The following is a 26,369-nucleotide window of genomic DNA, read 5'->3' on the forward strand; positions in this document are numbered from 1 at the left end:
AAGGAAGTTTCTGCTAATGGATGATGGAGTAAAGCAATGTCTGCCGATAAGTTTCGGACTTTAAAAGAGATGGGGTTTGATGAGCCCCGTGAAATTGAAAAATTCTCCACGCGTACTGAAAACGATGTTGATGTACTAAAAATTTATCTGCATCGGCATCATGGCGAATGGATGACGAAAAGTAAAAAATTCAAATTCAAGCGTAAGCATACTAACGTTTCTGTTGAGGGTGGTTTGGTGCCTTATCGTGCCAGTACAGAGCCGTCCCCCTACTTTCTGCGGGCGATCGATGAATTGGAAGTGCTGGTCTCGGCCGAACGAAGTGTTAAAGATAAGAAGCAGCAGTTGCTAGACGAGATTGAGCATCTTGAAAAAGTGGTTTCGCGTAAAGTGGAAGATCTGCGCCGTCTAGTGGATGAGTTGTAGGCTTGACGATGGTTTAAGATAAACGGCTAGTGAGCGATCACCGGCCGTTTTTTTTTGCACTTGTTGGCGTGCGCTCGATATCAACAATAACTATTCACAGGGAAAGAGGCATGTATAAGCTGGCGTTTTTTGTGCCCGATGAGGCTTTAGAGGTTGTTAAGCAGGCGGTATTTTTGTCCGGCGCGGGACGCATCGGTGAGTATGAGAGTTGTTGCTGGCAAGTGAAAGGGTTGGGTCAGTTTCGGCCTTTGCCCGGCAGTCATCCTTACATCGGCCGTGAGAATACTTTGGCACAGGTGCCCGAGTGGCGGGTTGAGTTGGTGTGTGAAGATCACTTGATTCGCGCCGCGATCAGCGCCTTAAAGCAGGCACACCCGTATGAAGAAGTGGCCTATGATGTATGGCAGCTGGCTGATTTATGATCATGTTTATAACTGAAATAGTTATAAACATATCCTGTGGGTAAGGTTGTTGATTAAGTATGGGTAACCGTTGCGGTAGTTATATAAGCTATTGTTATAGATGGTTTTATTAATTGTGTGTTAAATTTGCCCAGGTCAATAATTAAGCTGTTAAAAACGCTGAATATTAGTCACAAATTCTGTGGATAAAGTTGTGGATTAAGCTTGAGTATCAGTGGGGTAACGGTCGCAGACCCCGTGACCACTGGGATCTGCGATATTGCTGTAATAACGCTCAGTGACCGATACGCATCATAAAGCCGGTGATACCGGTTAGGACGATCTCGGATGCCATCGCAGCAAGAATGAGGCCGGTGATCTTACTGAGGATATTCAAACCCGTTTTGCCGAGTACGCGCTCTAATCGGTTTGCAATATGCAGTAGTAATAGCAGTGAAATGAGTGCCAGAAACATACCGGAAAGACCATAAAGCATCTCTATACCGTGTAGCTCAGAGCCGTAAACGAGAATGGCACCAATGGTGGCGGGCCCGATAATGGTGGGGATCGCTAATGGCACAACCGATGTGTCTTCGCGAATCGTATCAGGCACTTGCGCATTACTGCGAACCCCTTCTCTGACTAAGCTGATGGCCGACAGAAACAGCAGAATACCCGCGCCAATGCGGAATGAATCGATAGTAATGCCGAGCAGCTCAAACAGCGGTGAGCCAAAGAAAAATAGTACCAGCGCGGCGAGCGTTGCAGCGAAAACAGCTTTATTCGCGGTGCTACGGCGTTCGGCCGGTGTGTCTCCTCGGGTTAGGGAGAGGAACATAGACACCACAAAGAAGGGTGCAAACAGGACAAAGAATTTAATCCAAGTGGTGATTAGCAGCGTCATTGATGATTCTCATTATGTGCACAGGATAGGCAGCGCAAAGTAAAAAACGGCCTTGTGGGCTGTGATTTATCGTGGTTTTCGTTGGCCTGTAATCAATATTATAGGCCAACGACAGGATATCATTATTTTAACCTGAGTCCGATGTTAGTCAGCTTGAGACGTATTGCCTGTTTATTTATACTGTCTACTTAACTGCCTGAGTCAGGCCGGTATGGCTTTACAATCGGTTATTGACTGCCTCAGGCGTGGCTACGGTTTTTCCACATATTGACCCGCTGGAATGGTCAGGTCGACGTGATGTAATGGAAAGTGACCTGTTTTCCTGTCGTGGAAATAAAACGTCAACGCATTTTTGATGGTTTGAAATGCTAGATCGTCCCACGGAATATCCGCTTCGGAAAATAGCTGTACATCGGTGGTTTCATCGCCTGCGGAGAAGTTTAAGTCGTCTAATTGTGCCAGATAGAGCATCTGTACCTGACTGACTGGCACGATAGATGTGAGTGTATACAGTTGTAAGTTACTCACTCGAGCATTGGCTTCTTCAAGGGTTTCGCGGCAGGCCGCATCGCGAGTTGATTCGCTATTTTCCATATAGCCTGCGGGTAAGGTCCAAAAGCCAATACGCGGTTCGATATCTCGCTTGCAGAGCAATACTTTGTCTTCGTATACCGGCAGGCAACCGGCGATAATTTTAGGGTTAGAATAGTGAATTTCGCCGCAGTGATTACAGATATGGCGTGGGCGGTTATCGCCCGAGGGAATTTCAAACCGGACCGTTGATCCGCATAAGTTGCAATACTTCATTGATTATCCTTCAAAATGCTCGATCCAAAAGTGATATGGCGTTGTATCACGTTGCTGTTTTAACTGTAATGCAATTGCGGCTCTGAGCTCAAATATTCTCGATTAAAAAGCTGTTTTTAGCGGCCCTTTAGTGTTTTGGCTGAGTCGAGCTGAGATGATCGACATGGCACGATGGTGATGAGCTAAGTAAAAGCCGAAGTAAGTACGGTTAAGCACTTTATTCAGCGAAGTGAGCGCCGTTTTAGCTATCGACGCTAAACTTTCGTTGTTACCAGCGGTATGATGTTGTGATTATGGTAAATAAGGAGTGATTCAAAATAAAGCTCATGATTGATCAGCTAAAACAAAAAATAACGCGGCATACGCCGAAAACGCTTAAGGGGAATGCTCGACAGGCCAGTGTACTGATTGCACTCACCGATAACGGGGACGACCCAGAGGTTATTCTCACCCGTCGCTGTGATCACCTAAGCACGCATAGTGGTGAGATCGCTTTTCCTGGCGGTAAACGGGATGCTACTGATCCAGATTTACTGTTTACCGCCTTGCGTGAGGCGCAAGAGGAGGTTGGCTTGCAGCCGGGCCATGTTGATATTATGGGGCAACTCGGTGATGTGTTGTCTAAACATCAGCTTCAGGTGAGGCCCTATGTTGGCGTGATTCCCGCAGACACGGAGTTGATTCCTAATTTAGATGAGTTAGATCGGATTCATCGAGTGCCGCTGAGTTTTTTTCTCGATGACCGTCGTCATCATACGGATAAAATCCGCTTTCGAGGGATGACTCATTATGTGCCAGCGTATGAGTATGAGGGAGATATTATTTGGGGGCTGACGGCTTATATGCTGGTCGAGCTTTTAAATGTTGCTTTTGATGCGCAAATTCCGATGAAGGTACGACCCGAACACCGTATTGCTTAAGCCCTAGTGGTTGAGTACGGCAATGACTCAATTGAACAGAAGTAAAATATGACTAACGAAAATACGTCTCGCCCCGTCCACTCTCCCTGTATCGGTGTTTGCGCGCTTGATGAAAAGGATCTGTGTATTGCTTGTCGTCGCAGTGGCATGGAAATCGCCGAGTGGGGCGTCTTAGATGATGAACAAAAAAGAGCGGTGTTGACGTTAATTCGTCAACGGGAAGCGGACGATAAGTGTGTCTAGTAGTGAGGATAGTATGCAAGTAATGATTGATCTGTGTGTTATTCCATTAGGGGTGGGTACATCGGTATCTGTTTATGTCACCGCCTGTCAACGAGTGTTGCAGGCAGCGGGCTTGTCACATCAAATGCACGCTTATGGCACGAATATCGAGGGCGACTGGGATGAGGTCTTTGCGGCGGTAAAGCGCTGTCATGAGGTTGTGCATGAGTTGGGTGCGGTGCGGATCAGCAGTAGTATGCGTATCGGCACTCGCACCGATCGAGAGCAAACGATTGACGATAAGATCAATAGCGTTAAGAGCAAGCTCATCGAGTCATAGAGCGGGTTACTCCTCTTCCTCCTCGTATTCGCTATCATGAGTCATGGCGCGAATCGTTTTTATCTGATTGTCGCAAACCTGTAGTGTTTCGATACGGTAATTACCGATCAACATACAGATATTGGCATCCGGTATGGCTTCCAGAATCTCCATTACCAAGCCGTTGATGGTTTTTGGGCCATCGGTCGGCAGATTCCAGTTGAGTGATTTGTTAACATCTCGAATGTTAGCCGTGCCGTCGATAAAGAAACTACCATCGGACTGCGGGTAGATATCTTGATTGTCTTCTTTGCCATTAAGAGACATTTCACCGACGATCTCTTCCAAGATATCTTCCAGTGTCACAATACCTTGGATATCGCCGTATTCATCGACGACTAACGCGATTCGCCGGTTTTCCTGTTGAAAGTTTAATAGCTGTGTCTGTAGCGGTGTGCTTTCTGGTACAAAGTACGGCTCATGGATAACCTGCAAAATGGCGGCCTTGGTAACCGATTCTTGCCGGAACACCTGAGCCAAGTTACGCATATGTAGAATGCCAACGACCTTGTTTAGCTCGCCTCGATAAACCGGCATCCGAGTGTGAGGGGTTTTGCTAAGCTGATCAATAATCTCATCTAGATCATGATCCATATCGATCCCCCCGACCTCGTTACGCGGGATCATGATATCTTTCACGGTGACATCATCGAGTTCCAATACCCCCAGCAGCATCGACTGATTACGGTGCTGTAGCACCGCACCAGATTCGTTGACTAAGGTGCGTAGCTCTTCTGTGCTGAGGTGATGGTTCTCACCGCTAGTCACCTTTATACCCAATAGCTTGAGCAGGTTATTGGTGATCAGGTTCACCATCCATACTAATGGGTACAGCAGTTTTAACAGTGGATGTAGCACGTAGGCCGCCGGAAAAGCGATTTTTTCAGGGTGCAGTGCTGCCACGGTTTTTGGCGAGACTTCGGCAAAAATTAGAATCACTAATGTGAGCGCCGCCGTGGCGATAAATATACCGCTTTCGCCCCAGATTTTAACCGCGATAATCGTGGCGATAGCCGAGGCAAGGATATTAACGAAATTGTTGCCGATAAGAATGACGCCGATCAGTCGATCGGGGCGTTTCAGCAGTTTATTGGCCTTGATGGCTCCTCTGTGCCGGTTCTTAACCAGGTGTCGTAACCGATAACGGTTGAGTGACATCATGCCTGTTTCAGAGCTTGAGAAAAAAGCTGAACAGAGGATCAGAAAAAAAAGCAGTCCCACAAGGGACTCAATCGATGCGCCTTCCAAGACGGTAAACCTTTGCTTGCTAGTAGGAAAGCCATTGTCTGTTTAACCCCCGAAACTGTCAAGCATAGGGCCGTTTCAAGAGGCTTTTCTGTGAATTAAAACGCGTTATAACAGCTGTTCGACGACAAATTTACTGCCAAAGAATGACAGCATCAGTACGATGAAACCGCCTACTGTCCAGCGTATCGCCTTATGGCTGCGCCACCCCAGTAGATGACGGCCTACTAAGAGGGAGGCGTAAAGCAACCAAGCGAAGATCGAAAGGATGGTTTTGTGAACCAGGTGCTGAGCAAAAAGGTCATCAAAAACAATGGCGCCGGTGATGAGGGATAGGGTCAGCAAGATTAGCCCGGTCCAGATCATCTCAAATAGGAGCGCTTCCATCGTTTGTAGTGGTGGAAGTGAGCGAAGCAAACCTTTGGTTTTGTGGTGTTTTAGCTGATATTCCTGCTTAGCCAGTAAGACTGCTTGAAAGGCGGCCAAAGTGAAGATGCTATAAGCCAAGATGGAAATAAGAATGTGGATAATTAAACCGGCATCATAGTGTCGACCGATCGAGTCATCTAAGCCGAATAATGTGAAGAACAAGGTGATGGCGGCGAGGGGAAAGATACCGATGAATAAATTGTCGATCTTTTGCCGCAGAGAGCTGAGTAACACCAATCCGGCAACCAGCCAGCCGATCAGTGAGCCGGCGCTAAAAAACTCTAGATGTATGCCGCTCGGGCGATGTAAATCAAGATAGGATGCATAGCCGTGAGAGATAACCGCAATCAAGCCAATCAAACGCACAATAAGGTGGTTGATCGTGCGTCCGCTTACGTTCTGCCATTGTAGTACAGTAGCGATCAGGTAACAGGTAATAGCGATAATTGCGGGCAGAGTTTGCATCAGCGGTTAGCTCGTCAGTTCCATAGAGTTTGCAGGCGCTAAGTGTGTCATAAATATGAGTGTGATGAAATATTGATGCGTAGTGATTTAGCCTATCTAATAAAGTCGTTGGTTACTTAATAGTCGATGCTGCGCGATTATCAGGTTCCTAAAGGGCGCGGCTGCTGTATAATGGTTCACTTTATTTTACTGTCACAGAGCAGCACAGAAGCTAGCTCTGGCATAAACAGTAGCGGATTTAACACCTCAAGGCGTAACTATGTTTGAGAATCTGACGGATCGTCTAGCGAAAACGCTGAAGGCGGTGACGGGCCAGGCAAAACTGACCGAAGACAATATTCAAGGCACACTGCGTGAAGTGCGGATGGCATTGCTGGAAGCCGACGTAGCATTGCCGGTTGTTAAAGCATTTATTAACAACGTAAAAGAGCGAGCCGTTGGCACCGAGGTTAGTAAGAGCCTGAGCCCAGGGCAGGTCTTTGTAAAAATAGTTCAGCAGGAACTCGAAAAAGTGATGGGTGAGGCCAATGAAGGCCTCAACCTTGCTGCTCAACCACCGGCAGTCGTGATGATGGCGGGCCTTCAGGGGGCGGGTAAAACCACCTCGGTGGCCAAGTTGTCGCGCTTTCTGCGGGAACGGGAAAAGAAGAAAGTGCTGGTGGTCTCGGCTGACGTTTATCGTCCGGCGGCGATCAAACAGTTGGAAACCTTGGCCGCTGAAGTGGAGGTGGATTTCTTTCCATCGGATATTCAGCAAAAGCCGATTGATATCGTTAATGCGGCAATTCATCATGCCAAAATTAAGCACTTCGATGTTCTGATCGTCGATACCGCGGGGCGTTTACATGTCGATAATGACATGATGGACGAGATCAAAGCGTTGCATGCCGCGGTTAAGCCGGTAGAAACATTGTTTGTCGTTGATGCAATGACCGGTCAGGATGCGGCCAATACGGCGAAGGCATTCAATGATGTCTTGCCGCTGACTGGTGTGATTCTGACCAAAACTGATGGTGATGCTCGCGGTGGTGCGGCGCTCTCTGTCCGTCATATCACCGGTAAGCCGATTAAGTTCCTCGGTGTGGGTGAGAAAGTTGATGCCCTTGAGCCGTTCCACCCTGATCGTATCGCCTCAAGAATCCTCGGCATGGGGGATGTGCTCTCTCTGATCGAGGAAGTCGAACAGAAGGTTGATAAAGATAAAGCTGAGCGCTTAGCGAAAAAAGTTCAGAAAGGTAAAGGTTTCGATCTGGAAGATTTCCGTGATCAGCTACAGCAGATGAACAATATGGGCGGTATGGCCTCGCTGATGGATAAGCTGCCGGGTATGGGACAGATGGGTGGAGCCATGCAGGGCGCTGATCTGTCCGGCGCGGAGAAAGGCTTTAAACAGTTTGAATCAATCATTAATTCGATGACCCCTCATGAACGTAAACGTCCCGATGTTATTTCCGGTTCGCGTAAAAAACGGATAGCGATGGGATCGGGAACGCAGATTCAGGATGTAAACCGTCTACTGAAACAGCATAAGCAGATGGCCAAGATGATGAAGAAGTTCTCATCAAAAGGCGGTATGGCGAAAATGATGCGTGGTATGAAAGGCATGATGCCAGGTGGTATGGGTGGGCCCGGCGGCCCGGGTGGTTTTCCACGGATGTAATTGTTTTAGCCTAGTGCTGTACGCATAAGCCGATGGTCAAGATGATGACCTCTCTATAAGTGCTTTGCTCATCAAAAGGCGGTATGGCGAAAATGATGCGTGGCATGAAAGGTATGATGCCAGGCGGTATGGGTGGGCCCGGCGGCCCGGGTGGTTTTCCACGGATGTAACCCGTCTTCTCTCGGATGTTTATTTTATAATCAAAAAGCTTCACAGGGCCGGCAAATTCACGTAATATGCCGGCCTGTTTTTTAAATGGGTGCAGTCTGCGTCGGTTTTCTGAAAATCGGAATGAGGCTGTTATCTGTAAACTGTGAGCGATATCAAAACTCACTTAATAAAGGGACCTAACGCATGGTAACTATTCGTCTAGCTCGTAGCGGCGCTAAAAAGCGTCCATTCTATCACCTGACTGTGGCTGATTCTCGTAATCCGCGTGACGGTCGTTTTATTGAGCGTGTTGGCTTCTTCAACCCACTGGCTAAAGGTCAGGAAGAGACTCTACGTATCAACCAAGAACGTATCGAGTACTGGGTAGCTAAAGGCGCGCAACTGTCTGATCGTGTAGCCAAGCTCCTAAAAGAAGCTAAGTAAGCATATTGAAGCAATCAGTCGGGTTTGAGTGATGAGTGGCTATACGTCTGAAGATATAACAACCGTCGGGCGCATCACCACACTTTATGGTGTTAAGGGATGGGTTAAGGTTTATTCCCATACCGAGCCGATGGAGAGCATCCTCGATTACTCGCCATGGCTACTGAACATTAATGGTCAGTGGTTACCGTTCAAAATTTCGGATGGTAAAAAGCATGGCAAGGGGCTGGTCGCAAAACTGACGGGTGTCGATGATCGAGATATTGCGAAACAGTATTGTGGCGTCGATATTGCGATAGAGACAAGCCAGCTTCCTGAATTGGAAGAGGGTGATTTCTATTGGAGTCAGTTGGAAAAGCTTAGTGTATTGACTGAGTCCGGTGACAAGCTGGGTAACGTCAGTCATCTGATCGCTACCGGATCTAACGACGTGTTGGTCGTAAAAGGTAACGCAGACAGTATTGATCGCCGCGAGCGATTGATTCCCTATCTGCCTGATCAGGTGATTAAAGAGATAAACCTTGAAGAAGGTACGATTCGGGTCGACTGGGATCCGGAGTTTTAACCGGTGTGGATCGGTGTAATTACTCTCTTTCCTGAGATGTTCGAGGCGGTCACCCGTCATGGCGTCACCGGAAGGGCTGTGCGAAACGGCTTGTTGGATCTGCAGTGTTGGAATCCAAGAGAGTTTACACAGGATAAACACCGTACGGTGGATGACCGTCCTTATGGCGGAGGTCCCGGTATGTTGATGAAGGTGCAGCCGCTGCGAGATGCGATTCAAGCAGCGAAAAAAACTGCCGGTGGTCAGGCTAGAGTGATCTACCTTTCCCCGCAGGGGCGCCGACTGGATCATGCTGGGGTGCAGGAGTTAGCAGCTGAAGAGCGGTTAATTTTGGTTGCGGGACGCTACGAAGGTATTGATGAGCGTCTAGTTGAAACTGAAATCGATGAAGAGTGGTCGTTGGGTGATTTTGTGCTCAGTGGTGGCGAATTACCAGCGATGGTGATGGTCGATGCGGTATCGCGTTTGGTTCCCGGTGTGCTTGGCCATCAGGATTCAGCGACTGAAGACTCCTTTAGTGACGGATTGCTAGACTGTCCGCACTATACCCGACCGGAAAAACTCGACGATATGTCCGTACCTGATGTGTTGCTTAGCGGAAACCATGAATCGATCAGACGCTGGCGTTTGAAGCAGCAGCTGGGGCGAACCTGGAAAAGGCGTCCTGAACTGTTGCAAGATCTTGAGTTAAACAAAGAGCAGCAAACATTGTTAAATGAATTTATCCGTGAGACCGAGGCGTCTCAGGGCTAGTATTTAGGAGCGAGCGATGAGCAGCAAAAACTCTATCATTCAGCAGATCGAAGCTGAACAGATGAATAAAGAAGTGCCAGAATTTGCACCGGGTGATACCGTTGTTGTTCAGGTAAAAGTAGTTGAAGGCACCCGTCAGCGTCTGCAGGCGTTTGAAGGCGTTGTGATCGGTAAGCGTAACCGTGGCGTTAACTCTGCGTTCACTGTACGTAAAATCTCTCACGGTGTTGGTGTTGAGCGTACTTTCCAAACATTTGCATCAACTGTCGATAGCATCGAAGTTAAGCGTCGCGGTGATGTACGTCAGGCTAAACTGTACTACTTGCGTGAGCGTAGCGGTAAGTCTGCACGTATTAAAGAGAAACTGGCTAAGTAATTATTGGTTCAGTTTACCTATAAAAAGGCGGCTTCGGTCGCCTTTTTTGCGTTTCAGGTTCGCGTAGACGCTGAACTCACAGTAATATGAATAACGTATAATGCGTATATTCTCATATTGCTGAGGTTGCAACTATTGCCGAGATGTAAACTAGATTATCGTTTTGGGTTGATGTTTTGAAGAGACTATCGATCGGACTAGGCTCTGTGTTACTGCTGATCGTTGTCGCAGCCTATGCGGGTAACGGTAGCGAGATAAGTCAGGGGCCTGAAGCGGGTCTCTCAGAGGCAGAGTTGCAGCGTAAAGCAACGCGTGAAGCGATCCGTCGTGCCGTGCGTGGTAATGAGGTCGATCCAACGATTTATGAAAAGCGCTACGAGTCGATCAGTCATGAAGAGATTGAGCAGTATGTGGGTAGCTGGATAAAATTAGAAACCTATTTTGGTCGTAAAGTTGAAGGTGTGTTACGTAAGGTGCAAGGTAACATGCTGTATGTTGATGAGCATGTAGGTCAGGGTAGTGCGAGCTATCCCATTAATAAAACCAAGCTGTCTAAGCTGAAAGTATTGCGGTAAACGGTTGCATAAAGGATATCAACTGAGAGATGAGCGAGTTATTGATTAACGCCCCCTCGGTCGATGGAAGGCTGACGGCAGAACACCCCTCCCTTGACGATGCGCAATTGATAGAGTCGTATGTTGATGCACAGTGGCTGGAAAAAGGGCTAAGTAAAAATACACTTAACGCTTATCGTCGCGATTTATCCATCTATGCCTGCTGGTTAAATGGCAATGATGCTGGCCTCTTGAAAGCGGCACGTACTGACTTGTTGAATTACCTGCATTGGCGAGTGAGGCAGCGAATGAAAGCCAGTTCTACGGCTCGGTTACTCTCTTGTTTACGCGGTTTCTATCGTTATCTGTTAAGGGAGGGGATCTTAAGTGAAGACCCGACGCTGCAAATTGATAGCCCGAAGCGAAGTCGGCCACTGCCGAAGAGTTTGAGTGAGGCGGATGTCGAGGCGTTATTACAGGCGCCGGATACGCACGATGCGCTTGGCTTTCGCGATCGAGCGATGCTTGAAATGCTGTATGCATCCGGCTTACGTGTGAGTGAACTGATCGGTTTGCAGTTATCGCAAATTAACGTGCGACAAGGCGTTATTCGTGTGGTGGGTAAGGGTGATAAGGAGCGCTTGGTGCCTTTAGGTGATGAGGCGGCGGATTGGTTGATGCGTTATCTTAAGGAAGCGCGGCTAGTGCTGATTCAAGATGACGAAAATGAGGTGGTCTTTCCTAGTCGTCGAGGTCAGCAGATGACGCGACAAACCTTTTGGCATCGCATCAAGCGTCATGGTTTGACCGCGGGCATCGAACAACTGCCTTCGCCTCATGTATTACGACATGCCTTCGCCACTCATCTATTGAATCATGGTGCCGACTTGCGGGTTGTGCAGTTGCTGTTAGGTCATAGCGATCTATCAACAACACAGATTTATACGCATGTGGCTCGTCATCGGTTGCAATCGCTGCATAAACAGCATCATCCTCGGGGCTGATTTATATTTATTTTCAGGTTGTTTTCAGTTTTTCTGCTTAGGCTGGAAACTAAGCTGCTTTATTAGCGTCTTAGGAGTAGGCTTGATGGGCTCTAAAGGTTATTTGTTGTCTGGCTGGGCTCGGTTGGCCCGTCATCCGCGTTCATGGCTAATCGCCATTAAGACATCGCCGTTATCAATAGTTCAGCAGATTAAGCTGTGAATGCCATCGTGCGATAGGTTAAATGAAAACTTTCTGGCTTCAGTGTCTGAAGCTGTCTCGATCATAGAGGAAACTATGCAAAAAATATTTTTCACCCTGATGACCATCGCTCTATTGAGTGTCAATGTATCGGCAGCCGATGACATCAAAGAGGCGGCTATTCGTGCCTCATTGAGTGCCTTGAACAGTCAGGTACCTATCGTTGCCGTTGCTGATGCATCATTTCCTGGGCTTTATGAGGTGACATTGGCGAGTGGTGAAACCCTTTATGTTAATGAGACGGGTAGTCACTTTATTGTCGGTGAAGTTTATCAGGTGCAGGCCGATGGTCAGTTGCTCAACTTGACCGAAGAGGCAAAGAAAGCCGGCCGACTCAAGCAGCTTGAAACGATTAGCTCTGCAGATATGGTTGTTTATCCCGCTCAAGGCGAAACCAAGGCGCATGTGACTGTATTTACGGATACCGATTGTTTTTATTGCCGCAAGTTACATGGTGAGGTTGAGCAGTTGACGGGTTATGGTATTGAGGTGCGTTATCTGGCTTTTCCGCGTGCCGGAGCTGGCTCTAAGACGCAGCAAGTGATGGATGCCATCTGGTGCGCCGAGACCGCTGATCAACAGAGCTTGATGAATAGCGCTAAGGCCGGCGAGACGATTCCGATGTTGAGTTGTGCTGATAGTCCCGTGATGAGTCAATATCAGTTGGGGCAGCAGATGGGCGTTACGGGCACTCCCGCGCTGGTACTGCAAGACGGCTCTTTGGTGCCGGGTTATGTGCCTGCGAAGCAGTTGGCGACAAGGCTCGGTGTGATTAACTGAGTCTTTGTTTGATTCGCATATTCAGCATTTTGTGAACTTTAAGGGAGCCAAGGGCTCTCTTTTTTATGTTGGGGTTATTGTTTCGGGGATTTTTTCAATCGAGTTGAGTCGCTGCATAGAGCTTAGAGATGGTTTTCGCTATAATGTGGCACTATTTTTAACCGCAGAAAAGTCTGTCGCTCGAATAGCCCAGTAATAGCGTGAGGTAATGGTTTGAAACCTGTAAAAGTTGGTATCTGTGGTCTTGGCACCGTTGGTGGTGGTACGTTTAATGTACTGAAACGTAACGCAGAAGAGATCGCCCGTCGTGCGGGTCGTAACATCGTTGTAGAAGCGATTGGCGCCCGTCGTGAAAATCCTGATTGTGACACTCGGGGTACCCATATTACAGCGGATATTTTTGAGATTGCCCGCAACCCTGAAATCGATATTATTGTTGAGTTGATTGGTGGCTATGAGACGGCTCTTGAGCTGGTGATGACGGCTATCGAAAATGGTAAGCATGTCGTGACGGCGAATAAAGCGCTGATCGCGGTGCATGGTAATGAAATTTTCGAGGCGGCACAGAAAAAAAATGTCATGGTGGCATTTGAAGCATCGGTTGCCGGTGGTATTCCTGTCATCAAGGCGATTCGTGAAGGCCTGTCCGGTAATCAGATCAACTGGTTAGCTGGGATTATCAATGGCACTGGGAACTTTATCTTGACAGAAATGCGAGATAAAGGGCGTGACTTTGCGGATGTGCTAAGCGAAGCGCAGGCCCTCGGTTATGCCGAAGCCGATCCAACCTTTGATGTTGAAGGCATTGATGCGGCACATAAACTGACGATCTTGGCATCGATCGCGTTTGGTGTTCCGTTACAGTTCGATAAAGCGTATACCGAAGGCATCAGCAATATTACCGCTGCCGATGTCGAGTATGCCGAAGAGCTGGGTTACCGTATTAAGCACTTGGGTATCAGCCGACGTACCGAAAACGGTATCGAGCTACGAGTACACCCTACCATGATTCCTGAAAAAGCCTTGCTGGCCAGTGTGCATGGTGTCATGAACGCCGTGCTGGTGGATGGTGATGCAGTCGGGCAGACGATGTATTACGGTGCCGGTGCCGGTGCCGAGCCGACGGCCTCTGCGGTGATCGCTGATATTGTTGATGTGGTTAGAATGCTAACCGCCGATCGTGATAACCGAGTGCCGCATTTGGCTTTCCAACCAGGCAGTCTGTCAGAGATGCCAATCTCGGCGGTTGATGAAATTGTCAGTGGCTATTATTTACGCCTAACGGTTAATGAGCGTCCTGGGGTGCTGGCCAAAATTGCCGCTATCCTGAGTGAATCTGAAATCAGCATTAACGCGATTGTGCAGAAAGAGACGCATCAGCAACAGGTGCCTGTCATTATCCTGACGCAGGATGTGAAGGAAAAATTAATGAACGCAGCGATTGCCAAGATTGAAGCGTTGGCTGACGTGAATGAAGCGATAACGCGTATTCGCGTTGAGCATCTGTAAGGCAACCGCAAACGTAGGAATTTAGATCGTGAAATATATCTCTACCCGGGGTCAGGCCCCTGCGCTGAATTTTGAAGAAGTCTTGTTGGCCGGTTTGGCTAGCGATGGTGGTTTGTATGTGCCGGAAACGCTACCGACCTTTAGTCAAGCAGAGATCGCTTCTTGGGCGGGCCTATCCTATAGTGAATTAGCCTATAAAATCATTCAGCCGTTTGTCGGTGATTGTGTTGCCGATGCCGATCTCAAGCAGATGATCGATGACACTTATGCCGGCTTTAATCATACGGCGGTTGCACCATTGAAAGAGCTAGGCACCAATGAGTGGGTGCTAGAACTGTTTCATGGGCCGACGCTCGCATTTAAAGATTTTGCGTTACAGTTACTCGGGCGGTTAATGGATTATGCCCTGACGAAGCGTCAGGAGCGTCTGGTTATCATGGGCGCGACTTCCGGTGATACCGGTTCGGCGGCGATTGAAGGTTGCCGTCACAGCGAACATCTGGATATCTTTATTCTCCATCCGCATAACCGTGTGTCTGAAGTTCAACGCAAACAGATGACCACTATTATTGAAGATAATGTGTTCAATATTGCCCTCGAAGGTAACTTCGATGACTGTCAGGAGATGGTGAAAGATAGTTTTGCCGATCAGCGTTTTCTGGGTGGTCGTAAGCTGGGCGCCGTTAATTCGATCAACTGGGCGCGTATTATGTCCCAGATCGTGTATTACTTCTCGGCATCGTTGGCTGTCGGTGGTCCGCATCGCGAGGTTGCGTTCTCTGTGCCAACCGGTAATTTCGGTGATATTTTCGCCGGTTACTTGGCGAAACAGATGGGCTTGCCGATCAGTCAGCTGGTGGTGGCAACCAACAAAAACGATATCCTGCATCGAGTGATTTCCGGTAATGATATGAGCAAGGGTGAGCTTGTGCATACCCTGTCGCCATCAATGGATATCATGGTGTCATCTAACTTCGAGCGCTTATTGTTTGATGTCTATGGTCGTGATGGTCAGGCGATTAGCGAGCTGATGGCTAAGTTTAAAACTCAGCCAGTACAGCTTGATCAAGCGCGTTGGGAAAGTGTTCGTGAGCTGTTTGATAGCTTTGCTTGTGACGATGAAACAACCTGCAACATGATCGCCACAGTAGCCGACGAAACCGGTTATCTGCTCGATCCACATACGGCTATCGGTGTGGTTGCCGCGCGTCAATGTAAGCGTGATGCGAGTGTGCCAATGATTGTGCTGGCAACCGCTCATCCGGTTAAATTCCCCGAAGCGGTGTTGAAGGCGGGGCTTGAATCACCTCAATTGCCAGCGCATATGGCCGATCTATTTGAACGCGAAGAACAGTTCACGGTGTTGAACAATCAGCTGTCAACTGTGCAGCAGTTTGTCGCCGAGCATGTTCATAGCGACTAATTGACTTGATGCTTTGATAATAGCCCGTTAGAGTCTCTGACCTTAACGGGCTTTTTATTGGGGATAACACGCATGGACCTGTTTTTTCTATTATCGAAAGGTTTTTGGGTGTTAGCGAATCCGGGAAATCTGCTGGTCATATTATTACTGATCGGGTTATTGAAAGGCTGGCGTACGCTCAGCTCTCTGGTGGCGGTGTGTTTGTTGCTGATTACCTTGTATCCGGTTGGCGATGTGCTATTGCAGCCACTGGAAAAACGTTTTTCTCCGGCGACAATGCCGCAAGAGATTGCCGGTATTGTGGTGTTGGGGGGCGCTGAAGAGGCCGAGTTGAGCCATCTTTGGCAACAGCCACAGTTCAATATGGCCGCCGAGCGGGATATGGCTATGTTATCGTTATTGCAGCGTTATCCCGAGGCTCCGGTTATTCTCACGGGGGGCTCGGGTACCGTGCTGAAGCCGGAGTTTCGTGGTGCTGATGTGCAGCGTACTTGGCTTAAGTCACTGCAGCTCGAACAGCGAGTCATATTTGAGCGAGACTCACGCAATACCTTTGAAAACGCGATCTATAGTCAAGATGCGATCCCTACGGGGATCGATGCGGCGGACCCGCGCGGCTGGTTGCTGGTGACATCAGCGTTTCATATGCCGCGCTCCGTCGGCGTCTTTAGGCAGCAGGGATGGCATATTACGCCTTATCCCGTGGACTATTATTCTCGCGCTATCGCTTTGAGCAGTTGGCGAGCGGATTTAGGCCGTAATCTTTACGAACTCTCAATCGGCGTGCGTGAATGGATTGGCCTAGCGGCATACTACATGACGGATAAAACCGATACATTATTTCCAGCAGCCAATTTGGATATGAGCCAACATGAGTGATATCACCATTCGGCGCCGTGAGTCAGGTTCTCAAGGCAAAATTTTCAGTCAGGTTACACCATTATTGGCGCGTATTTATGCCAGCCGCGGACTCGATGATCTTGATGCTTTAGGGCGAAGCCTACAGCAGCTACAAACGGGTCGGGATATGTTGGGGCTGGCAGAGGCGGTTAAGCGTTTAATCGTGGCATTAGAGCAAGATCAACAGATTTTGATTGTCGGTGATTTTGATTGCGATGGCGCCACCAGTACGGCGGTTGGTATGCTCGGGCTGGGAATGATGGGCGCAAGCCGCGTGACGTATTTGGTGCCGAACCGGTTTGAGTATGGTTATGGGCTAAGCCCTGAGATTGTCGATGTGGCCGCTGCCTTGCAGCCCGACCTGATTATCACGGTCGATAATGGCATCTCCAGTGTTGCCGGGGTGGCTAGGGCGAATAGTCTGGGTATCGATGTCGTTGTCACCGATCATCACCTGCCCGGTGAGGCGTTGCCGGCAGCTTGTGCCATCGTCAATCCCAATCAGCCGGATTGTCCCTTTAGTGAAAAATCGACCTGCGGTGTGGGCGTTATTTTTTATGTGATGACCGCCCTGCGTCGTTCGCTGGAGGAGCAGAACTGGTTTGAGGCGCGGGGACTACCGAGGCCTAATTTGGCCGCGCTGTTGGATCTCGTGGCTCTAGGCACGGTCGCCGATGTGGTGCCGTTAGAACAGAATAACCGCACCTTGGTGTATCAAGGATTACAGCGGATTCGTTCGGGTAAGGCGCGACCAGGTTTGATCGCTTTGATCGATATTAGCGGTCGGCAACGCCGTCGCCTAACGGCAACCGATCTAGGATTTGCATTGGGTCCGCGATTGAATGCCGCCGGACGTTTAGATGATATGTCGATCGGCATTGAGTGCCTGCTCACCAATAATCCTGAGCGGGCACAGCAATTGGCCTTACAGCTCGATAGCTTGAATCAGGAGCGTCGGGGGATAGAGCAAGAGATGCAGCAGCAGGCAAATGCGCTGCTTGATGAGTTGGAGCTGGATGCCGAAGGTGAGTTACCGTTTGGTTTATGTCTCTATGATGGTGATTGGCATCAGGGCGTGATCGGTATTCTCGCCTCGCGTATTAAAGAGAAACTTAATCGTCCGGTGGTCGCGTTTGCTACCGGCGATAAAGGCGAACTGAAAGGCTCGGCGCGCTCGGTGAATGGCTTTCATATTCGGGATGGTTTGGACGCGGTGGCGGCCAAGCACCCGAGCTTGTTGAAAAAGTTCGGCGGCCATGCGATGGCCGCAGGCATGACGATTGCGGCTGAAAATCTGGGTTTATTTCAGCAAGCTTTTGATGCTGAAGTGCGCCGTCATCTGAGTGCCGAGCAACTGCAGCATGCGGTGTTGACCGATGGTGGCTTATCCTCGGCTGAACTCACCATGGAGATGGCCGAACAGTTGCGGGAGGCAGGGCCCTGGGGGCATCAGTTCCCAGAGCCTTTGTTTGATGGTGAATTTTCCCTGTTGCAGCAACGTATCGTAGGGCAGCGTCATCTAAAATTAGTGCTGATGGAACCAGAAAGTGGTATGGCGATCGATGCTATTCACTTTAATGCGGATCTGGATGTCTGGCCGAATGATAGCGTGCAACGAGTACATGCCGTTTATCGGTTGGATGTTAATGAGTTTCGCGGGCAGCGTAGCCTGCAATTAATGATTGATCACCTGCTACCACTGTGAGGTAGCTATTTTTTAATGAGAGCTAAATGATGAATGATTTTACCTTAGACGAATTGAACACGTTGGTGGCGGTATTTGAGCAAGCGGGTATTAGCGATGATGCTTCTGCTGAAGCACTCATGTTCAAACGTATTAAAACGGCACAGGCGGAACGTGCCGAGCTTGAAAGTATGGATTTTGATGATTGTCTCGGTGGTGGCTGTAAGTTGTAAGCAGCGCCTCGTTTGACGCGCAATCCAAACGTCCGATTGCGCGCCGCTTAACCTCTTCTTCAGTGTCTCTACTTCAGCCGTTTCTCGGACTCGTTAAGGTATTCACATATGTACTATGTTGGAGCGCACGTCAGCGCCAGTGGTGGGGTGGAAAATGCCCCGTTAAACGCCGCTAAACTGGGCGCGAATGCGTTCGCGTTATTCACTAAAAATCAGCGTCGCTGGGAAGCTAAGCCATTAACCCGAGGCAGCATTACTCAGTTTCGGAATAACTGCGAGCGATTGGGCTTTAAGCCGGAACAGATTTTACCGCATGATAGTTATCTGATTAATTTGGGGCATCCTGAGGCGGAGCCGTTGGCCAAGTCTCGGGCCGCGTTTATCGATGAATTACAGCGCTGTGAGCAGCTGGGGTTGTGCTATTTAAATTTTCATCCCGGTAGTCATCTGCGTAAAGTAGGTGAAGAAACCTGTCTGAATACCATTGCCGAGTCGATTAATCTGGCATTGGATCAAACCGAGGGGATCACCGCGGTGATTGAAAATACCGCAGGTCAGGGCAGTAATCTTGGTTGCCGTTTTGAACAACTTGCGCATATTATCGATCGGGTTGAAGATAAAAGTCGGGTGGGCGTTTGCCTTGATACCTGTCATACCTTTGCATCGGGTTATGACTTGCGCGATCAAGACGACTGTCACAACACCTTTGCGGCGTTCGAGCGTCTAGTTGGTTTTGAGTACCTCAAGGGTATGCATTTGAATGACTCAAAAGCGAGTTTCGATAGTCATAAAGATCGTCATCATAGCTTAGGTATGGGAGAGATCGGCTTAGAAGTGTTTCGTTTTATTATGACCGATGAACGCTTTAAAGGGATTCCTTTGATACTGGAAACCATCGATGACACTATCTGGAGTGAAGAGATTCAGATGCTACGCGGTTTTGCGCGAGGGGAGTAGAGGCGCTCTACTGTTCGTAGCGTGGTGCTATGTAATGTTAAGAGACTCGATCACTCGAATGGTTATGTTGATGTTGGCTGTCATTTATCTGTCATCTGCGAGTAATAAACTGGGTTAATTAGCAGTAATCGTCAGCAGACTTAACATGACCATGCCACAAACTATCCCCGATCGTTATGCACTACTTCATCAACTGATTGAAACAGAGCAGCTTTATCCGCATTTTCAGCCCATTGTCGATCTTCGACGGGGTGAAATTTTGGGCCATGAAGCGCTGATTCGAGGACCACAAGAAAGTGAGCTTTACTCTCCGCTGGCGCTGTTTAACACCGCCATGGAATGTGGCTTGGAACATCGTTTGGAGTTGCTCTGTCGTCGCCTTTCCTTGGAAGCTTATGCGCGCCTCTCATTGGCGGGTAAATTGTTTTTAAATGTCAGTGCGTCTCTACTCGGTACCCCCGAGCACCGCAAAGGCTTGACTGCTGAATGGCTTAAAACGCTGGATATTCCTCTCGATTCAATTGTTATCGAAATCTCTGAAAAGCATCCGTTCGATAATTACGGTTTGACCTTTGAGGCGATTAATCACTATAAGCAGATGGGCTTTAAAGTGGCGGTTGATGATCTAGGGACAGGCTATTCAGGATTGAAATTGTGGTCAGAGTTACAGCCAGATTATGTCAAAATTGATCGTCATTTTATCCATAATGTCGATCGTGAACCGATTAAGCGTCAGTTTGTGAAATCTATCTTTAGTATCGCTAACGGTGTCGGTTCTAAAGTGATTGTTGAGGGGGTGGAGACTCGCTCAGAACTGATTACGCTGAAAGAGCTTGGTGCGACTATTGGTCAGGGCTTTTATTTAGGCCGCCCCACGTTACAGCCAGAAATGAGATGTGACAGTGAGGAATGGTTACCACGCAAGCGTCGCGCCGGTAGTGAAAAGGATATGGCCGAGACCGCCGCGGTATTGATACATCCTGCGCCAGCGCTTAACTTTGATGATCAAATGGGGCCGACGGCTAAGCTGTTCAGTGAGAATTCGCTGTACGATATTCTCGCCGTGCTCGAAGAAGGACGACCGATTGGTACGATTCACCGTTCAGATCTGCTGGAGCTGTTTTCAACACAGTATGGTCGTGCCTTATATGAGCATCGTCCGGTGACCTGTATTCTGGATACGAAGGCGATCATGATTGAAGCGGATACCAGTTTAGAGCAAGTATCGCGACTGATTACCGAGCAGGATGCAGTGTATTTGCATCAGGGGTTAGTGATCACTAAAGAGGGGCATTACCAAGGCATCGGCAATGTTCGAGATCTACTCAAGAGCATTACCGAGCTTAAAATTCGTAATGCTCGTTACGCTAATCCCTTAACGCTACTGCCGGGCAATGTACCCATCAATCGGGAGATCGATGGCCTGCTGAAGCAGACTGAAAATTTCCGCGTGGCTTACTTCGATATCAATTTCTTTAAACCCTTTAATGATAGTTATGGCTATGTGAAGGGCGATCGTTTGATTCAGTTGTTGGGTGAACTTTTGACTCAGCATGCTCACGGTGACAGCTTTACCGGCCATATCGGTGGCGATGATTTTGTCGTCGTGTTTCGTACTGATGATTGGCAGTCCCGTTGTGAGCTTATTTTGACTCAGTTTGATCAGGCTGTGCGTGAGTTTTATAGTCCAGCAGATCTTCAGCAGGGCGGTACTTGGGCGATGAGTCGTAACGGCGAAGCGGTGTTTTATTCGATGCTAAGTCTCTCTTGTGGTGTTGTGCATCCAGACCCCTATCGGTGCGCGAGTTATCATGAAGTCGCCGAGTTGGCTGCCGAGGCAAAGAAACAAGCGAAGCAAAGGGAGGGGAGTCATCTGTTTGTCTCAACTCGCCGCGATATGCGTGTTAGTTAAGCATCGTGCCTGTGTTGGCGGATGTTAATCGGAACGCTTAAACGGCCTCGGCTTTATCTGAGCGTACATGATGCTCACGCCATCGCTCGCGTGTAGCATCCTTACCTTTGCTATCATGTTGTGCATGGCGGCTGGTTCAGCGCTGTGTGTCTCTGATTGAGGCTCAGGCTAGTGCTTAGGTTAGTGCTTAGGTTAATGCTCAGGTTAGCTTTGGGTTAGCGCGATCTATATCTTTTAATAGCATAAGCATAAGCATAAGCATATTCTTTATAATTATAGATTCCAGTCTGAGAGACCCATCAGTCGTGCTATATTGACGCACGATTGGTTGGGCTATGTGCCGTGCATGAAAATCACCCATGAATACCTCAACTCTTTCATTGTAGACTTTAATCCTAGACTCAATTCGGAATAGCGTTATGGCTCACTGGCAACCTACCTTTACCGCAGGGGATGCGGCAATAATTGCGCAGCAACGGACGTGTGATGGTTTTTTTAAAATTCGCCGCTTAACGATCCGTCATGCGCTGTTCAATGGGGGAGAGATTGAGGTTGTGCGTGAGCAGTGTCAGCGAGGCGATGCGGTGTGTGTCTTGTTGTTTGATCCCGCTAAAGACGCGTTGGTGCTGGTTGAACAGTTTCGAGTGGGCGCGCTAGGTAAATCGGAAAATCCTTGGTTACTCGAATTAGTAGCGGGCATTGTTGAGCCTGGCGAAACGCCGCACGACGTTGCTCTGCGAGAATCGGTCGAGGAAGCGGGAGCACAGATTGATGCGATCGTTCCGATCACGCGTTATCTGCCGAGTGCCGGCGGTAGTGATGAATATGTCGATCTCCTCTGTGCGCGAGTGGATAGCACCGTTGTCGGTGGTGTGCATGGCCTAGCTGCAGAAGGCGAGGATATTTTGGTACATGTGCTACCCTTTGCTGAGGTATGTGAGTTGGTGGCCAACGGTGTGATTGATAATGCGGCCACTATCATTGCGGTGCAGTGGTTACAATTAAATCGACAAACCTTACTGCAACGCTGGGACGAGCAGAACTAAGCCGCCAATATCCGCGTTGAGTGTGATCGCGACACTTGATGATCAAACTTACCTGTTAACGCTATCGATGTAGAGCTGTAGATACAATGAAAAAACGTTATGTTCCTGATTTGGTTAAGCAGATGGCTGATTGTGAAGCTAATTATCTGCGCTTGATGCGATTGATGCCGGATATCGAGCAGCGCGATGAACGTGGCTTCGAGATTCACTATCATCAACAGCAGAGCATCGTCCGTCTTCAGGTTGAAGAACGTTTCACCTATACCACCACGGTACGCGTGTCTCAAAGTTTTGATCAACATTGGCTAGAAGCCCCGAGTCTGATTGTTAGGCTGTATCATGATGCTCGCGCGGCAGAGGTGATCTGCCGTAAAAGTCGTCATCAGTTCCGTGGTGTATATCATTATCCTAATGATCAGATGCATCAAAAAGATGAGAAAGCGCAATTGAATCAGTACTTAGGCGAATGGCTTAGTCACTGTCTGTCACATGGTCAGGCGACAGAATCGGTGTATAGCTTTACATGAGACCGCTGATAGTTGCGCAGATTACTGATTGTCATCTGCAAAATAATCCTGCTGATGATTACCGCGGCCGAGATGTTGAACAGCATCTGAATGCCGTGATCGAAGATCTGCGTTGTCAAACGCCCGCTGCCGATCTTGTGCTTTGGACGGGAGACTTGGTGCATCATGGTGCCGCGTCAGGCTATAACCGTTTGCGCGACCGTTTAACGGCGTTACCGCTGCAAAGTTATTGGCTTCCCGGTAACCATGATGCTGCTGATCTGATGCTAGCGTTAGGTGGGCCGCTGAATCAGCGTACTATTGTCGATCAGCATTGGGTTATCCTACTGCTCGATAGCACCTCGCAACCGGATGGTATGGGTGGGGGCTATTTGGCATCGCAGGAGCTGAATTTTCTGGCACAGCAACTGCAAACGTATCGGGATTATCACTGCCTGATCGTGCTGCATCATAATCCTCTGCCGGTGGGCAGTGCATGGCAAGATCGTATCATGCTGGGTAATGCGGCGGCATTTTGGCAGTTACTGGCTCAATATCCACAAGTGAAAGGGGTGCTCAATGGTCATGTGCATCAGGCCGTTGAGCAGCAGCATCAAGGTATTAACGTCTTCATGACACCGGCCACCTCGGTGCAATTTAAGGCGGGATGTCAGCAGATGACGCTCGAAGATGCGTCGGCGTTAGCCTTACCGGCATATCGGGTGTTACAGCTCTATCCGGATGGTCAAATCAGGAGCGTGATCAAAAGAGTCGCGTGTTAAGGTTGCATCACTTGACGCTCTCCGGTAATTTACCGAAAACATGTATATATATACAGATAACGATCCTCGCAAAGAATAAAGGTTATTGATGGCTCAGCCACTGTTTATTTATATTCACGGCTTTAATAGTTCGCCGGACTCTTATAAGGCCCGCTTTTTTGTCGATTGGATGACCACTGTCGGGCGTGGTGATCAAGTATTGGTGCCGGCGTTACCTCACTGGCCTGCGACGGCCATGGTCTTACTTGAGCAACTTATCGAGACTCATCGAGAGCGTCACATCGTGCTGGTGGGAAGTTCCTTAGGTGGCTATTACAGCACTTGGCTGAGTGAAAAATATGGACTGCCAGCGGTGTTGATTAATCCCGCCGTCCGCCCGTTTGAGTTACTTGCCGCCATGTTGGGGGAGCAGGGTAACTATTATAGTGATGAACAATATGAGTTGACGGCTGAACATCTTCAGCAGTTGCTGGCGCTTAACTGTCGTCACCTGCAAGACCCCTCTCGTTATCTACTGTTAACCCAAACCGGCGATGAGACACTGGATTATCGTGAGGCAGTAGAAAAATTTAAGGATTCGCCGATGCTCATACAGCAGGGTGGAAACCATGGTTTTGATCAATTTGAATCTGTTATTCCGACGATTTTGGCGTTTGCCGAAGGCCGGATTGAGTTGCCTGCTGTCACTGAACTGACAAGCCCGGCGGATAAGGACTGAAACTTCCGATGAGTAAAACGTATAACTCCGATGCAATTGAGGTACTGAGCGGGCTTGACCCGGTGCGTCGTCGTCCTGGCATGTATACCGAGACCGACCGGCCCAATCATCTAGCGCAAGAAGTTATCGATAACAGCGTCGATGAAGCGCTGGCGGGTCATGCGACTCAGTTAGATGTGACGTTGCATAAAGATGGCGCGATGAGTGTCAAAGATAATGGCCGGGGTATGCCGGTGGATATTCATCCAGAAGAGGGTGTCAGTGGGGTTGAACTGATCCTGACTCGCTTGCATGCGGGGGGGAAATTTTCCAATGAAAACTACAACTACTCCGGCGGTTTGCATGGCGTAGGGGTATCGGTGGTGAACGCGCTATCGAAACTATTGGAAGTCACCATTCGTCGAGATGGCAATGTCTATCGTATGACCTATGCCGATGGCGAAAAAGTCTCTGATTTAGAGATTATTGATCGTTGTGGTCAGCGTAATACCGGTACCGAAGTGCGTTTCTTAGCCGATCCTCAATACTTTGATACGCCGAAATATCATCTGACCAAACTGCGGCATATGTTGCGCGCTAAAGCGGTGCTCTGTTCTGGCTTACGCGTGACCTTCACCGATGCGTCCGGCAGCACCAAAGAGAAGTCTGAGTGGTATTACGAAGATGGGCTGGTGGATTATCTGCAAGGTGCCACTCAGGTATTTGAAACCCTGCCGGAAGATCCGTTTACGGTGTCGTTTCAGGGCGAACGCGATGGTTTGGATGTCGCCTTGCAATGGCTGCCAGAAGGCGGTGAGCTAACCGGTGAGAGTTACGTTAACCTAATTCCGACGGCGCAGGGCGGCACTCATGTAAACGGTTTACGTACCGGGCTGCTAGAGGCGATGCGGGAATTCTGTGAATTTCGTAATCTGCTGCCCCGCGGCGTTAAGATTTCCGCCGAAGATATTTGGGAACGTTGTTGTTACATCCTCTCGGTGAAAATGCAGGATCCTCAATTTTCCGGTCAGACCAAAGAACGACTCTCATCGCGAGAAATCGCGGGGGTGGTGTCTGGGGCCGTGAAAGATGCTTTTAGTCTGTGGCTTAACCGCCATGTTGAAGAGGGTGAGAAAATTGCTGAACTGGTGATCAGCAATGCTCAGAAACGCCTCCGTTCGAATAAAAAAGTGGTTCGGAAAAAGGTGACATCGGGGCCGGCGTTACCGGGCAAACTCGCCGACTGTACCGGTAATGATGCGATGCAGGGTGAGCTGTTTCTCGTGGAAGGGGATTCGGCGGGAGGCTCTGCCAAACAAGCGCGGGATCGCGAATATCAGGCGGTGATGCCGTTGCGGGGTAAAATCCTCAATACCTGGGAAGTCGATCATCATGATGTGTTGGCCTCTCAGGAAGTGAATCATATCTCCATTGCGGTTGGGGTTGAGCCGGGCTCGGATAATTTTGATGGCTTACGATATGGCAAGATCTGTATTCTTGCCGATGCGGACTCCGATGGTTTGCACATTGCCACGTTGTTATGTGCTCTGTTTGTGCGTCACTTTAAGCCGCTCGTGGCTGCGGGTCATGTCTATGTGGCGATGCCGCCGCTATACCGTATTGATGTCGCTAAAGATGTCTTCTATGCGTTGGATGATAATGAAAAAGACAGCATTGTTGAGCGTATTAAAGGTGAGCGCAAAAACGCCAAGATCGGCGTGCAGCGCTTCAAGGGGTTGGGTGAGATGAATCCGCTGCAACTCCGTGAAACCACCATGTCCCGAGATACCCGTCGTTTGGTGCAGTTGACCATCGAACCGGGTGATGGCACTCAGGAAGTGATGGACATGCTGCTGGCAAAAAAACGCTCCCCAGACCGCAAGCAGTGGTTGGAGAGTAAGGGTAATTTGGCCGACGTATAATCTAATAGGCTGCACGCCTCGCGATTATATTGATGAGTACGCTGAAGCAAGAATTGAGTTTGATGAGCGCCGG

29 protein-coding genes are annotated in these 26,369 nt (G+C 48.9%); 25 read left to right on the top strand and 4 right to left on the bottom strand.

Annotation, left to right across the window (positions count from 1 at the left end; all coding sequences use genetic code 11):
* Window positions 1-36 precede the first annotated feature (36 nt).
* Complete coding sequence (locus Q4488_RS07545; protein WP_303579864.1) at window positions 37-426, top strand: DUF3461 family protein; 390 nt, start codon at window positions 37-39, stop codon at window positions 424-426.
* Window positions 427-536: 110 nt separating this feature from the next.
* Window positions 537-848: an NGG1p interacting factor NIF3 gene (locus Q4488_RS07550; protein WP_303579865.1), complete on the top strand. Its 312-nt coding sequence runs from the start codon at window positions 537-539 to the stop codon at window positions 846-848.
* 274 nt (window positions 849-1,122) lie between these two features.
* Here Q4488_RS07550 and Q4488_RS07555 read toward each other — a convergent pair whose 3' ends face one another.
* Together Q4488_RS07555 and Q4488_RS07560 are read right to left on the bottom strand one after the other, a co-directional pair.
* On the bottom strand, window positions 1,123-1,731 hold the full coding sequence (locus Q4488_RS07555) for a MarC family protein (protein ID WP_303579866.1): 609 nt from the start codon (window positions 1,729-1,731) through the stop codon (window positions 1,123-1,125).
* Between the two features lie 249 nt (window positions 1,732-1,980).
* On the bottom strand, window positions 1,981-2,538 hold the full coding sequence (locus Q4488_RS07560; protein ID WP_303579867.1) for an NUDIX hydrolase: 558 nt from the start codon (window positions 2,536-2,538) through the stop codon (window positions 1,981-1,983).
* Between the two features lie 326 nt (window positions 2,539-2,864).
* On the opposite strand from Q4488_RS07560, the gene Q4488_RS07565 reads away from it, so the two are divergent.
* From Q4488_RS07565 to Q4488_RS07575, 3 genes are read left to right on the top strand one after another with little or no spacing between them, the layout of a single operon-like run.
* Window positions 2,865-3,458: a CoA pyrophosphatase gene (locus Q4488_RS07565; protein ID WP_303579868.1), complete on the top strand. Its 594-nt coding sequence runs from the start codon at window positions 2,865-2,867 to the stop codon at window positions 3,456-3,458.
* A gap of 48 nt (window positions 3,459-3,506) precedes the next feature.
* Window positions 3,507-3,701, top strand: coding sequence for a DUF1289 domain-containing protein (locus Q4488_RS07570; protein WP_303579869.1), 195 nt, complete (start codon window positions 3,507-3,509; stop codon window positions 3,699-3,701).
* A 13-nt stretch (window positions 3,702-3,714) separates the two neighbouring features.
* A complete protein-coding gene (locus tag Q4488_RS07575) occupies window positions 3,715-4,020 on the top strand; it encodes an MTH1187 family thiamine-binding protein (protein WP_303579870.1) in 306 nt (101 codons plus the stop codon).
* A 6-nt stretch (window positions 4,021-4,026) separates the two neighbouring features.
* On the opposite strand, the gene Q4488_RS07580 is transcribed toward Q4488_RS07575, so the two are convergent.
* Both Q4488_RS07580 and ccsA read right to left on the bottom strand, forming a co-directional pair.
* Entirely contained in the window at window positions 4,027-5,307 is a 1,281-nt protein-coding gene (locus Q4488_RS07580; RefSeq protein WP_303579871.1) for an HlyC/CorC family transporter, read from the bottom strand.
* Window positions 5,308-5,412: 105 nt separating this feature from the next.
* The gene (gene ccsA / locus Q4488_RS07585; protein ID WP_303579872.1) at window positions 5,413-6,198 is read right to left on the bottom strand and encodes an inner membrane protein YpjD; all 786 of its coding nucleotides are present in this window, start codon (window positions 6,196-6,198) and stop codon (window positions 5,413-5,415) included.
* A gap of 259 nt (window positions 6,199-6,457) precedes the next feature.
* Here ccsA and ffh point away from each other — a divergent pair, with 259 nt between their 5' ends.
* The 20 genes from ffh to parE all read left to right on the top strand — a co-directional run bounded on the left by ffh (window position 6,458) and on the right by parE (window position 26,296).
* Window positions 6,458-7,858: a signal recognition particle protein gene (ffh, locus tag Q4488_RS07590; protein ID WP_303579873.1), complete on the top strand. Its 1,401-nt coding sequence runs from the start codon at window positions 6,458-6,460 to the stop codon at window positions 7,856-7,858.
* Between the two features lie 354 nt (window positions 7,859-8,212).
* Window positions 8,213-8,452 (top strand): 30S ribosomal protein S16, encoded by a 240-nt coding sequence (gene rpsP / locus Q4488_RS07595; protein WP_303579874.1) that lies wholly within the window; start codon window positions 8,213-8,215, stop codon window positions 8,450-8,452.
* 31 nt (window positions 8,453-8,483) lie between these two features.
* Window positions 8,484-9,017 carry a ribosome maturation factor RimM gene (rimM, locus tag Q4488_RS07600; protein ID WP_303579875.1) on the top strand — a complete coding sequence of 178 codons (534 nt, stop codon included), beginning with the start codon at window positions 8,484-8,486 and terminating at the stop codon, window positions 9,015-9,017.
* A gap of 3 nt (window positions 9,018-9,020) precedes the next feature.
* On the top strand, window positions 9,021-9,770 hold the full coding sequence (gene trmD, locus Q4488_RS07605; protein WP_303579876.1) for a tRNA (guanosine(37)-N1)-methyltransferase TrmD: 750 nt from the start codon (window positions 9,021-9,023) through the stop codon (window positions 9,768-9,770).
* A 16-nt stretch (window positions 9,771-9,786) separates the two neighbouring features.
* Complete coding sequence (gene rplS / locus Q4488_RS07610) at window positions 9,787-10,146, top strand: 50S ribosomal protein L19 (RefSeq protein ID WP_215950319.1); 360 nt, start codon at window positions 9,787-9,789, stop codon at window positions 10,144-10,146.
* A gap of 176 nt (window positions 10,147-10,322) precedes the next feature.
* Window positions 10,323-10,721, top strand: coding sequence for a hypothetical protein (locus Q4488_RS07615; RefSeq protein ID WP_303579877.1), 399 nt, complete (start codon window positions 10,323-10,325; stop codon window positions 10,719-10,721).
* Window positions 10,722-10,750: 29 nt separating this feature from the next.
* Complete coding sequence (gene xerD / locus Q4488_RS07620) at window positions 10,751-11,704, top strand: site-specific tyrosine recombinase XerD (RefSeq protein WP_303579878.1); 954 nt, start codon at window positions 10,751-10,753, stop codon at window positions 11,702-11,704.
* Window positions 11,705-11,981: 277 nt separating this feature from the next.
* Window positions 11,982-12,725: a thioredoxin fold domain-containing protein gene (locus Q4488_RS07625; protein ID WP_303579879.1), complete on the top strand. Its 744-nt coding sequence runs from the start codon at window positions 11,982-11,984 to the stop codon at window positions 12,723-12,725.
* Window positions 12,726-12,938: 213 nt separating this feature from the next.
* On the top strand, window positions 12,939-14,234 hold the full coding sequence (locus tag Q4488_RS07630; RefSeq protein WP_303579880.1) for a homoserine dehydrogenase: 1,296 nt from the start codon (window positions 12,939-12,941) through the stop codon (window positions 14,232-14,234).
* A gap of 28 nt (window positions 14,235-14,262) precedes the next feature.
* On the top strand, window positions 14,263-15,657 hold the full coding sequence (gene thrC, locus Q4488_RS07635; RefSeq protein ID WP_303579881.1) for a threonine synthase: 1,395 nt from the start codon (window positions 14,263-14,265) through the stop codon (window positions 15,655-15,657).
* A 72-nt stretch (window positions 15,658-15,729) separates the two neighbouring features.
* Complete coding sequence (locus tag Q4488_RS07640) at window positions 15,730-16,536, top strand: YdcF family protein (protein ID WP_303579882.1); 807 nt, start codon at window positions 15,730-15,732, stop codon at window positions 16,534-16,536.
* A complete protein-coding gene (gene recJ, locus Q4488_RS07645; RefSeq protein ID WP_303579883.1) occupies window positions 16,529-18,262 on the top strand; it encodes a single-stranded-DNA-specific exonuclease RecJ in 1,734 nt (577 codons plus the stop codon). Before Q4488_RS07640 ends, recJ begins: the two co-directional genes overlap by 8 nt.
* 26 nt (window positions 18,263-18,288) lie before the next feature.
* On the top strand, window positions 18,289-18,474 hold the full coding sequence (locus tag Q4488_RS07650) for a hypothetical protein (RefSeq protein WP_303579884.1): 186 nt from the start codon (window positions 18,289-18,291) through the stop codon (window positions 18,472-18,474).
* 108 nt (window positions 18,475-18,582) lie between these two features.
* Window positions 18,583-19,431 (top strand): deoxyribonuclease IV, encoded by an 849-nt coding sequence (gene nfo / locus Q4488_RS07655; RefSeq protein WP_303579885.1) that lies wholly within the window; start codon window positions 18,583-18,585, stop codon window positions 19,429-19,431.
* Window positions 19,432-19,576: 145 nt separating this feature from the next.
* A complete protein-coding gene (locus tag Q4488_RS07660) occupies window positions 19,577-21,343 on the top strand; it encodes a bifunctional diguanylate cyclase/phosphodiesterase (protein ID WP_303579886.1) in 1,767 nt (588 codons plus the stop codon).
* Window positions 21,344-21,762: 419 nt separating this feature from the next.
* Window positions 21,763-22,389, top strand: a complete 627-nt coding sequence (locus Q4488_RS07665; protein WP_303579887.1) for an NUDIX domain-containing protein — start codon at window positions 21,763-21,765, stop codon at window positions 22,387-22,389.
* An 86-nt stretch (window positions 22,390-22,475) separates the two neighbouring features.
* The gene (locus tag Q4488_RS07670) at window positions 22,476-22,916 is read left to right on the top strand and encodes a DUF1249 domain-containing protein (protein ID WP_303579888.1); all 441 of its coding nucleotides are present in this window, start codon (window positions 22,476-22,478) and stop codon (window positions 22,914-22,916) included.
* Window positions 22,913-23,677 (top strand): metallophosphoesterase, encoded by a 765-nt coding sequence (locus Q4488_RS07675; protein ID WP_303579889.1) that lies wholly within the window; start codon window positions 22,913-22,915, stop codon window positions 23,675-23,677. The genes Q4488_RS07670 and Q4488_RS07675 overlap by 4 nt, the downstream gene beginning before the upstream one ends.
* An 88-nt stretch (window positions 23,678-23,765) precedes the next feature.
* Window positions 23,766-24,395, top strand: coding sequence for a YqiA/YcfP family alpha/beta fold hydrolase (locus Q4488_RS07680; RefSeq protein ID WP_303579890.1), 630 nt, complete (start codon window positions 23,766-23,768; stop codon window positions 24,393-24,395).
* 8 nt (window positions 24,396-24,403) lie between these two features.
* On the top strand, window positions 24,404-26,296 hold the full coding sequence (parE, locus tag Q4488_RS07685) for a DNA topoisomerase IV subunit B (RefSeq protein ID WP_303579891.1): 1,893 nt from the start codon (window positions 24,404-24,406) through the stop codon (window positions 26,294-26,296).
* The last annotated feature ends 73 nt before the right edge of the window (window positions 26,297-26,369 follow it).

Source organism: Amphritea sp. 1_MG-2023 (assembly GCF_030547545.1).
Classification (GTDB): Bacteria; Pseudomonadota; Gammaproteobacteria; order Pseudomonadales; family Balneatricaceae; genus Amphritea.

What these genes read in the sequence shown, in the direction of transcription:
- Q4488_RS07625 (WP_303579879.1), top strand. Translation starts at nt 11,982, where the DNA reads ATGCAAAAAATATTTTTCACCCTGATGACCATCGCTCTATTGAGTGTC.
- rplS (WP_215950319.1), top strand. Translation starts at nt 9,787, where the DNA reads ATGAGCAGCAAAAACTCTATCATTCAGCAGATCGAAGCTGAACAGATG.
- rimM (WP_303579875.1), top strand. Translation starts at nt 8,484, where the DNA reads ATGAGTGGCTATACGTCTGAAGATATAACAACCGTCGGGCGCATCACC.
- Q4488_RS07650 (WP_303579884.1), top strand. Translation starts at nt 18,289, where the DNA reads ATGATGAATGATTTTACCTTAGACGAATTGAACACGTTGGTGGCGGTA.
- Q4488_RS07660 (WP_303579886.1), top strand. Translation starts at nt 19,577, where the DNA reads ATGACCATGCCACAAACTATCCCCGATCGTTATGCACTACTTCATCAA.
- ffh (WP_303579873.1), top strand. Translation starts at nt 6,458, where the DNA reads ATGTTTGAGAATCTGACGGATCGTCTAGCGAAAACGCTGAAGGCGGTG.
- nfo (WP_303579885.1), top strand. Translation starts at nt 18,583, where the DNA reads ATGTACTATGTTGGAGCGCACGTCAGCGCCAGTGGTGGGGTGGAAAAT.
- Q4488_RS07560 (WP_303579867.1), bottom strand. Translation starts at nt 2,538, where the DNA reads ATGAAGTATTGCAACTTATGCGGATCAACGGTCCGGTTTGAAATTCCC.
- Q4488_RS07545 (WP_303579864.1), top strand. Translation starts at nt 37, where the DNA reads ATGTCTGCCGATAAGTTTCGGACTTTAAAAGAGATGGGGTTTGATGAG.
- parE (WP_303579891.1), top strand. Translation starts at nt 24,404, where the DNA reads ATGAGTAAAACGTATAACTCCGATGCAATTGAGGTACTGAGCGGGCTT.
- Q4488_RS07680 (WP_303579890.1), top strand. Translation starts at nt 23,766, where the DNA reads ATGGCTCAGCCACTGTTTATTTATATTCACGGCTTTAATAGTTCGCCG.
- Q4488_RS07555 (WP_303579866.1), bottom strand. Translation starts at nt 1,731, where the DNA reads ATGACGCTGCTAATCACCACTTGGATTAAATTCTTTGTCCTGTTTGCA.
- Q4488_RS07665 (WP_303579887.1), top strand. Translation starts at nt 21,763, where the DNA reads ATGGCTCACTGGCAACCTACCTTTACCGCAGGGGATGCGGCAATAATT.
- recJ (WP_303579883.1), top strand. Translation starts at nt 16,529, where the DNA reads ATGAGTGATATCACCATTCGGCGCCGTGAGTCAGGTTCTCAAGGCAAA.
- Q4488_RS07550 (WP_303579865.1), top strand. Translation starts at nt 537, where the DNA reads ATGTATAAGCTGGCGTTTTTTGTGCCCGATGAGGCTTTAGAGGTTGTT.
- xerD (WP_303579878.1), top strand. Translation starts at nt 10,751, where the DNA reads ATGAGCGAGTTATTGATTAACGCCCCCTCGGTCGATGGAAGGCTGACG.
- Q4488_RS07670 (WP_303579888.1), top strand. Translation starts at nt 22,476, where the DNA reads ATGAAAAAACGTTATGTTCCTGATTTGGTTAAGCAGATGGCTGATTGT.
- Q4488_RS07570 (WP_303579869.1), top strand. Translation starts at nt 3,507, where the DNA reads ATGACTAACGAAAATACGTCTCGCCCCGTCCACTCTCCCTGTATCGGT.
- Q4488_RS07640 (WP_303579882.1), top strand. Translation starts at nt 15,730, where the DNA reads ATGGACCTGTTTTTTCTATTATCGAAAGGTTTTTGGGTGTTAGCGAAT.
- rpsP (WP_303579874.1), top strand. Translation starts at nt 8,213, where the DNA reads ATGGTAACTATTCGTCTAGCTCGTAGCGGCGCTAAAAAGCGTCCATTC.
- Q4488_RS07575 (WP_303579870.1), top strand. Translation starts at nt 3,715, where the DNA reads ATGCAAGTAATGATTGATCTGTGTGTTATTCCATTAGGGGTGGGTACA.
- Q4488_RS07565 (WP_303579868.1), top strand. Translation starts at nt 2,865, where the DNA reads ATGATTGATCAGCTAAAACAAAAAATAACGCGGCATACGCCGAAAACG.
- Q4488_RS07675 (WP_303579889.1), top strand. Translation starts at nt 22,913, where the DNA reads ATGAGACCGCTGATAGTTGCGCAGATTACTGATTGTCATCTGCAAAAT.
- ccsA (WP_303579872.1), bottom strand. Translation starts at nt 6,198, where the DNA reads ATGCAAACTCTGCCCGCAATTATCGCTATTACCTGTTACCTGATCGCT.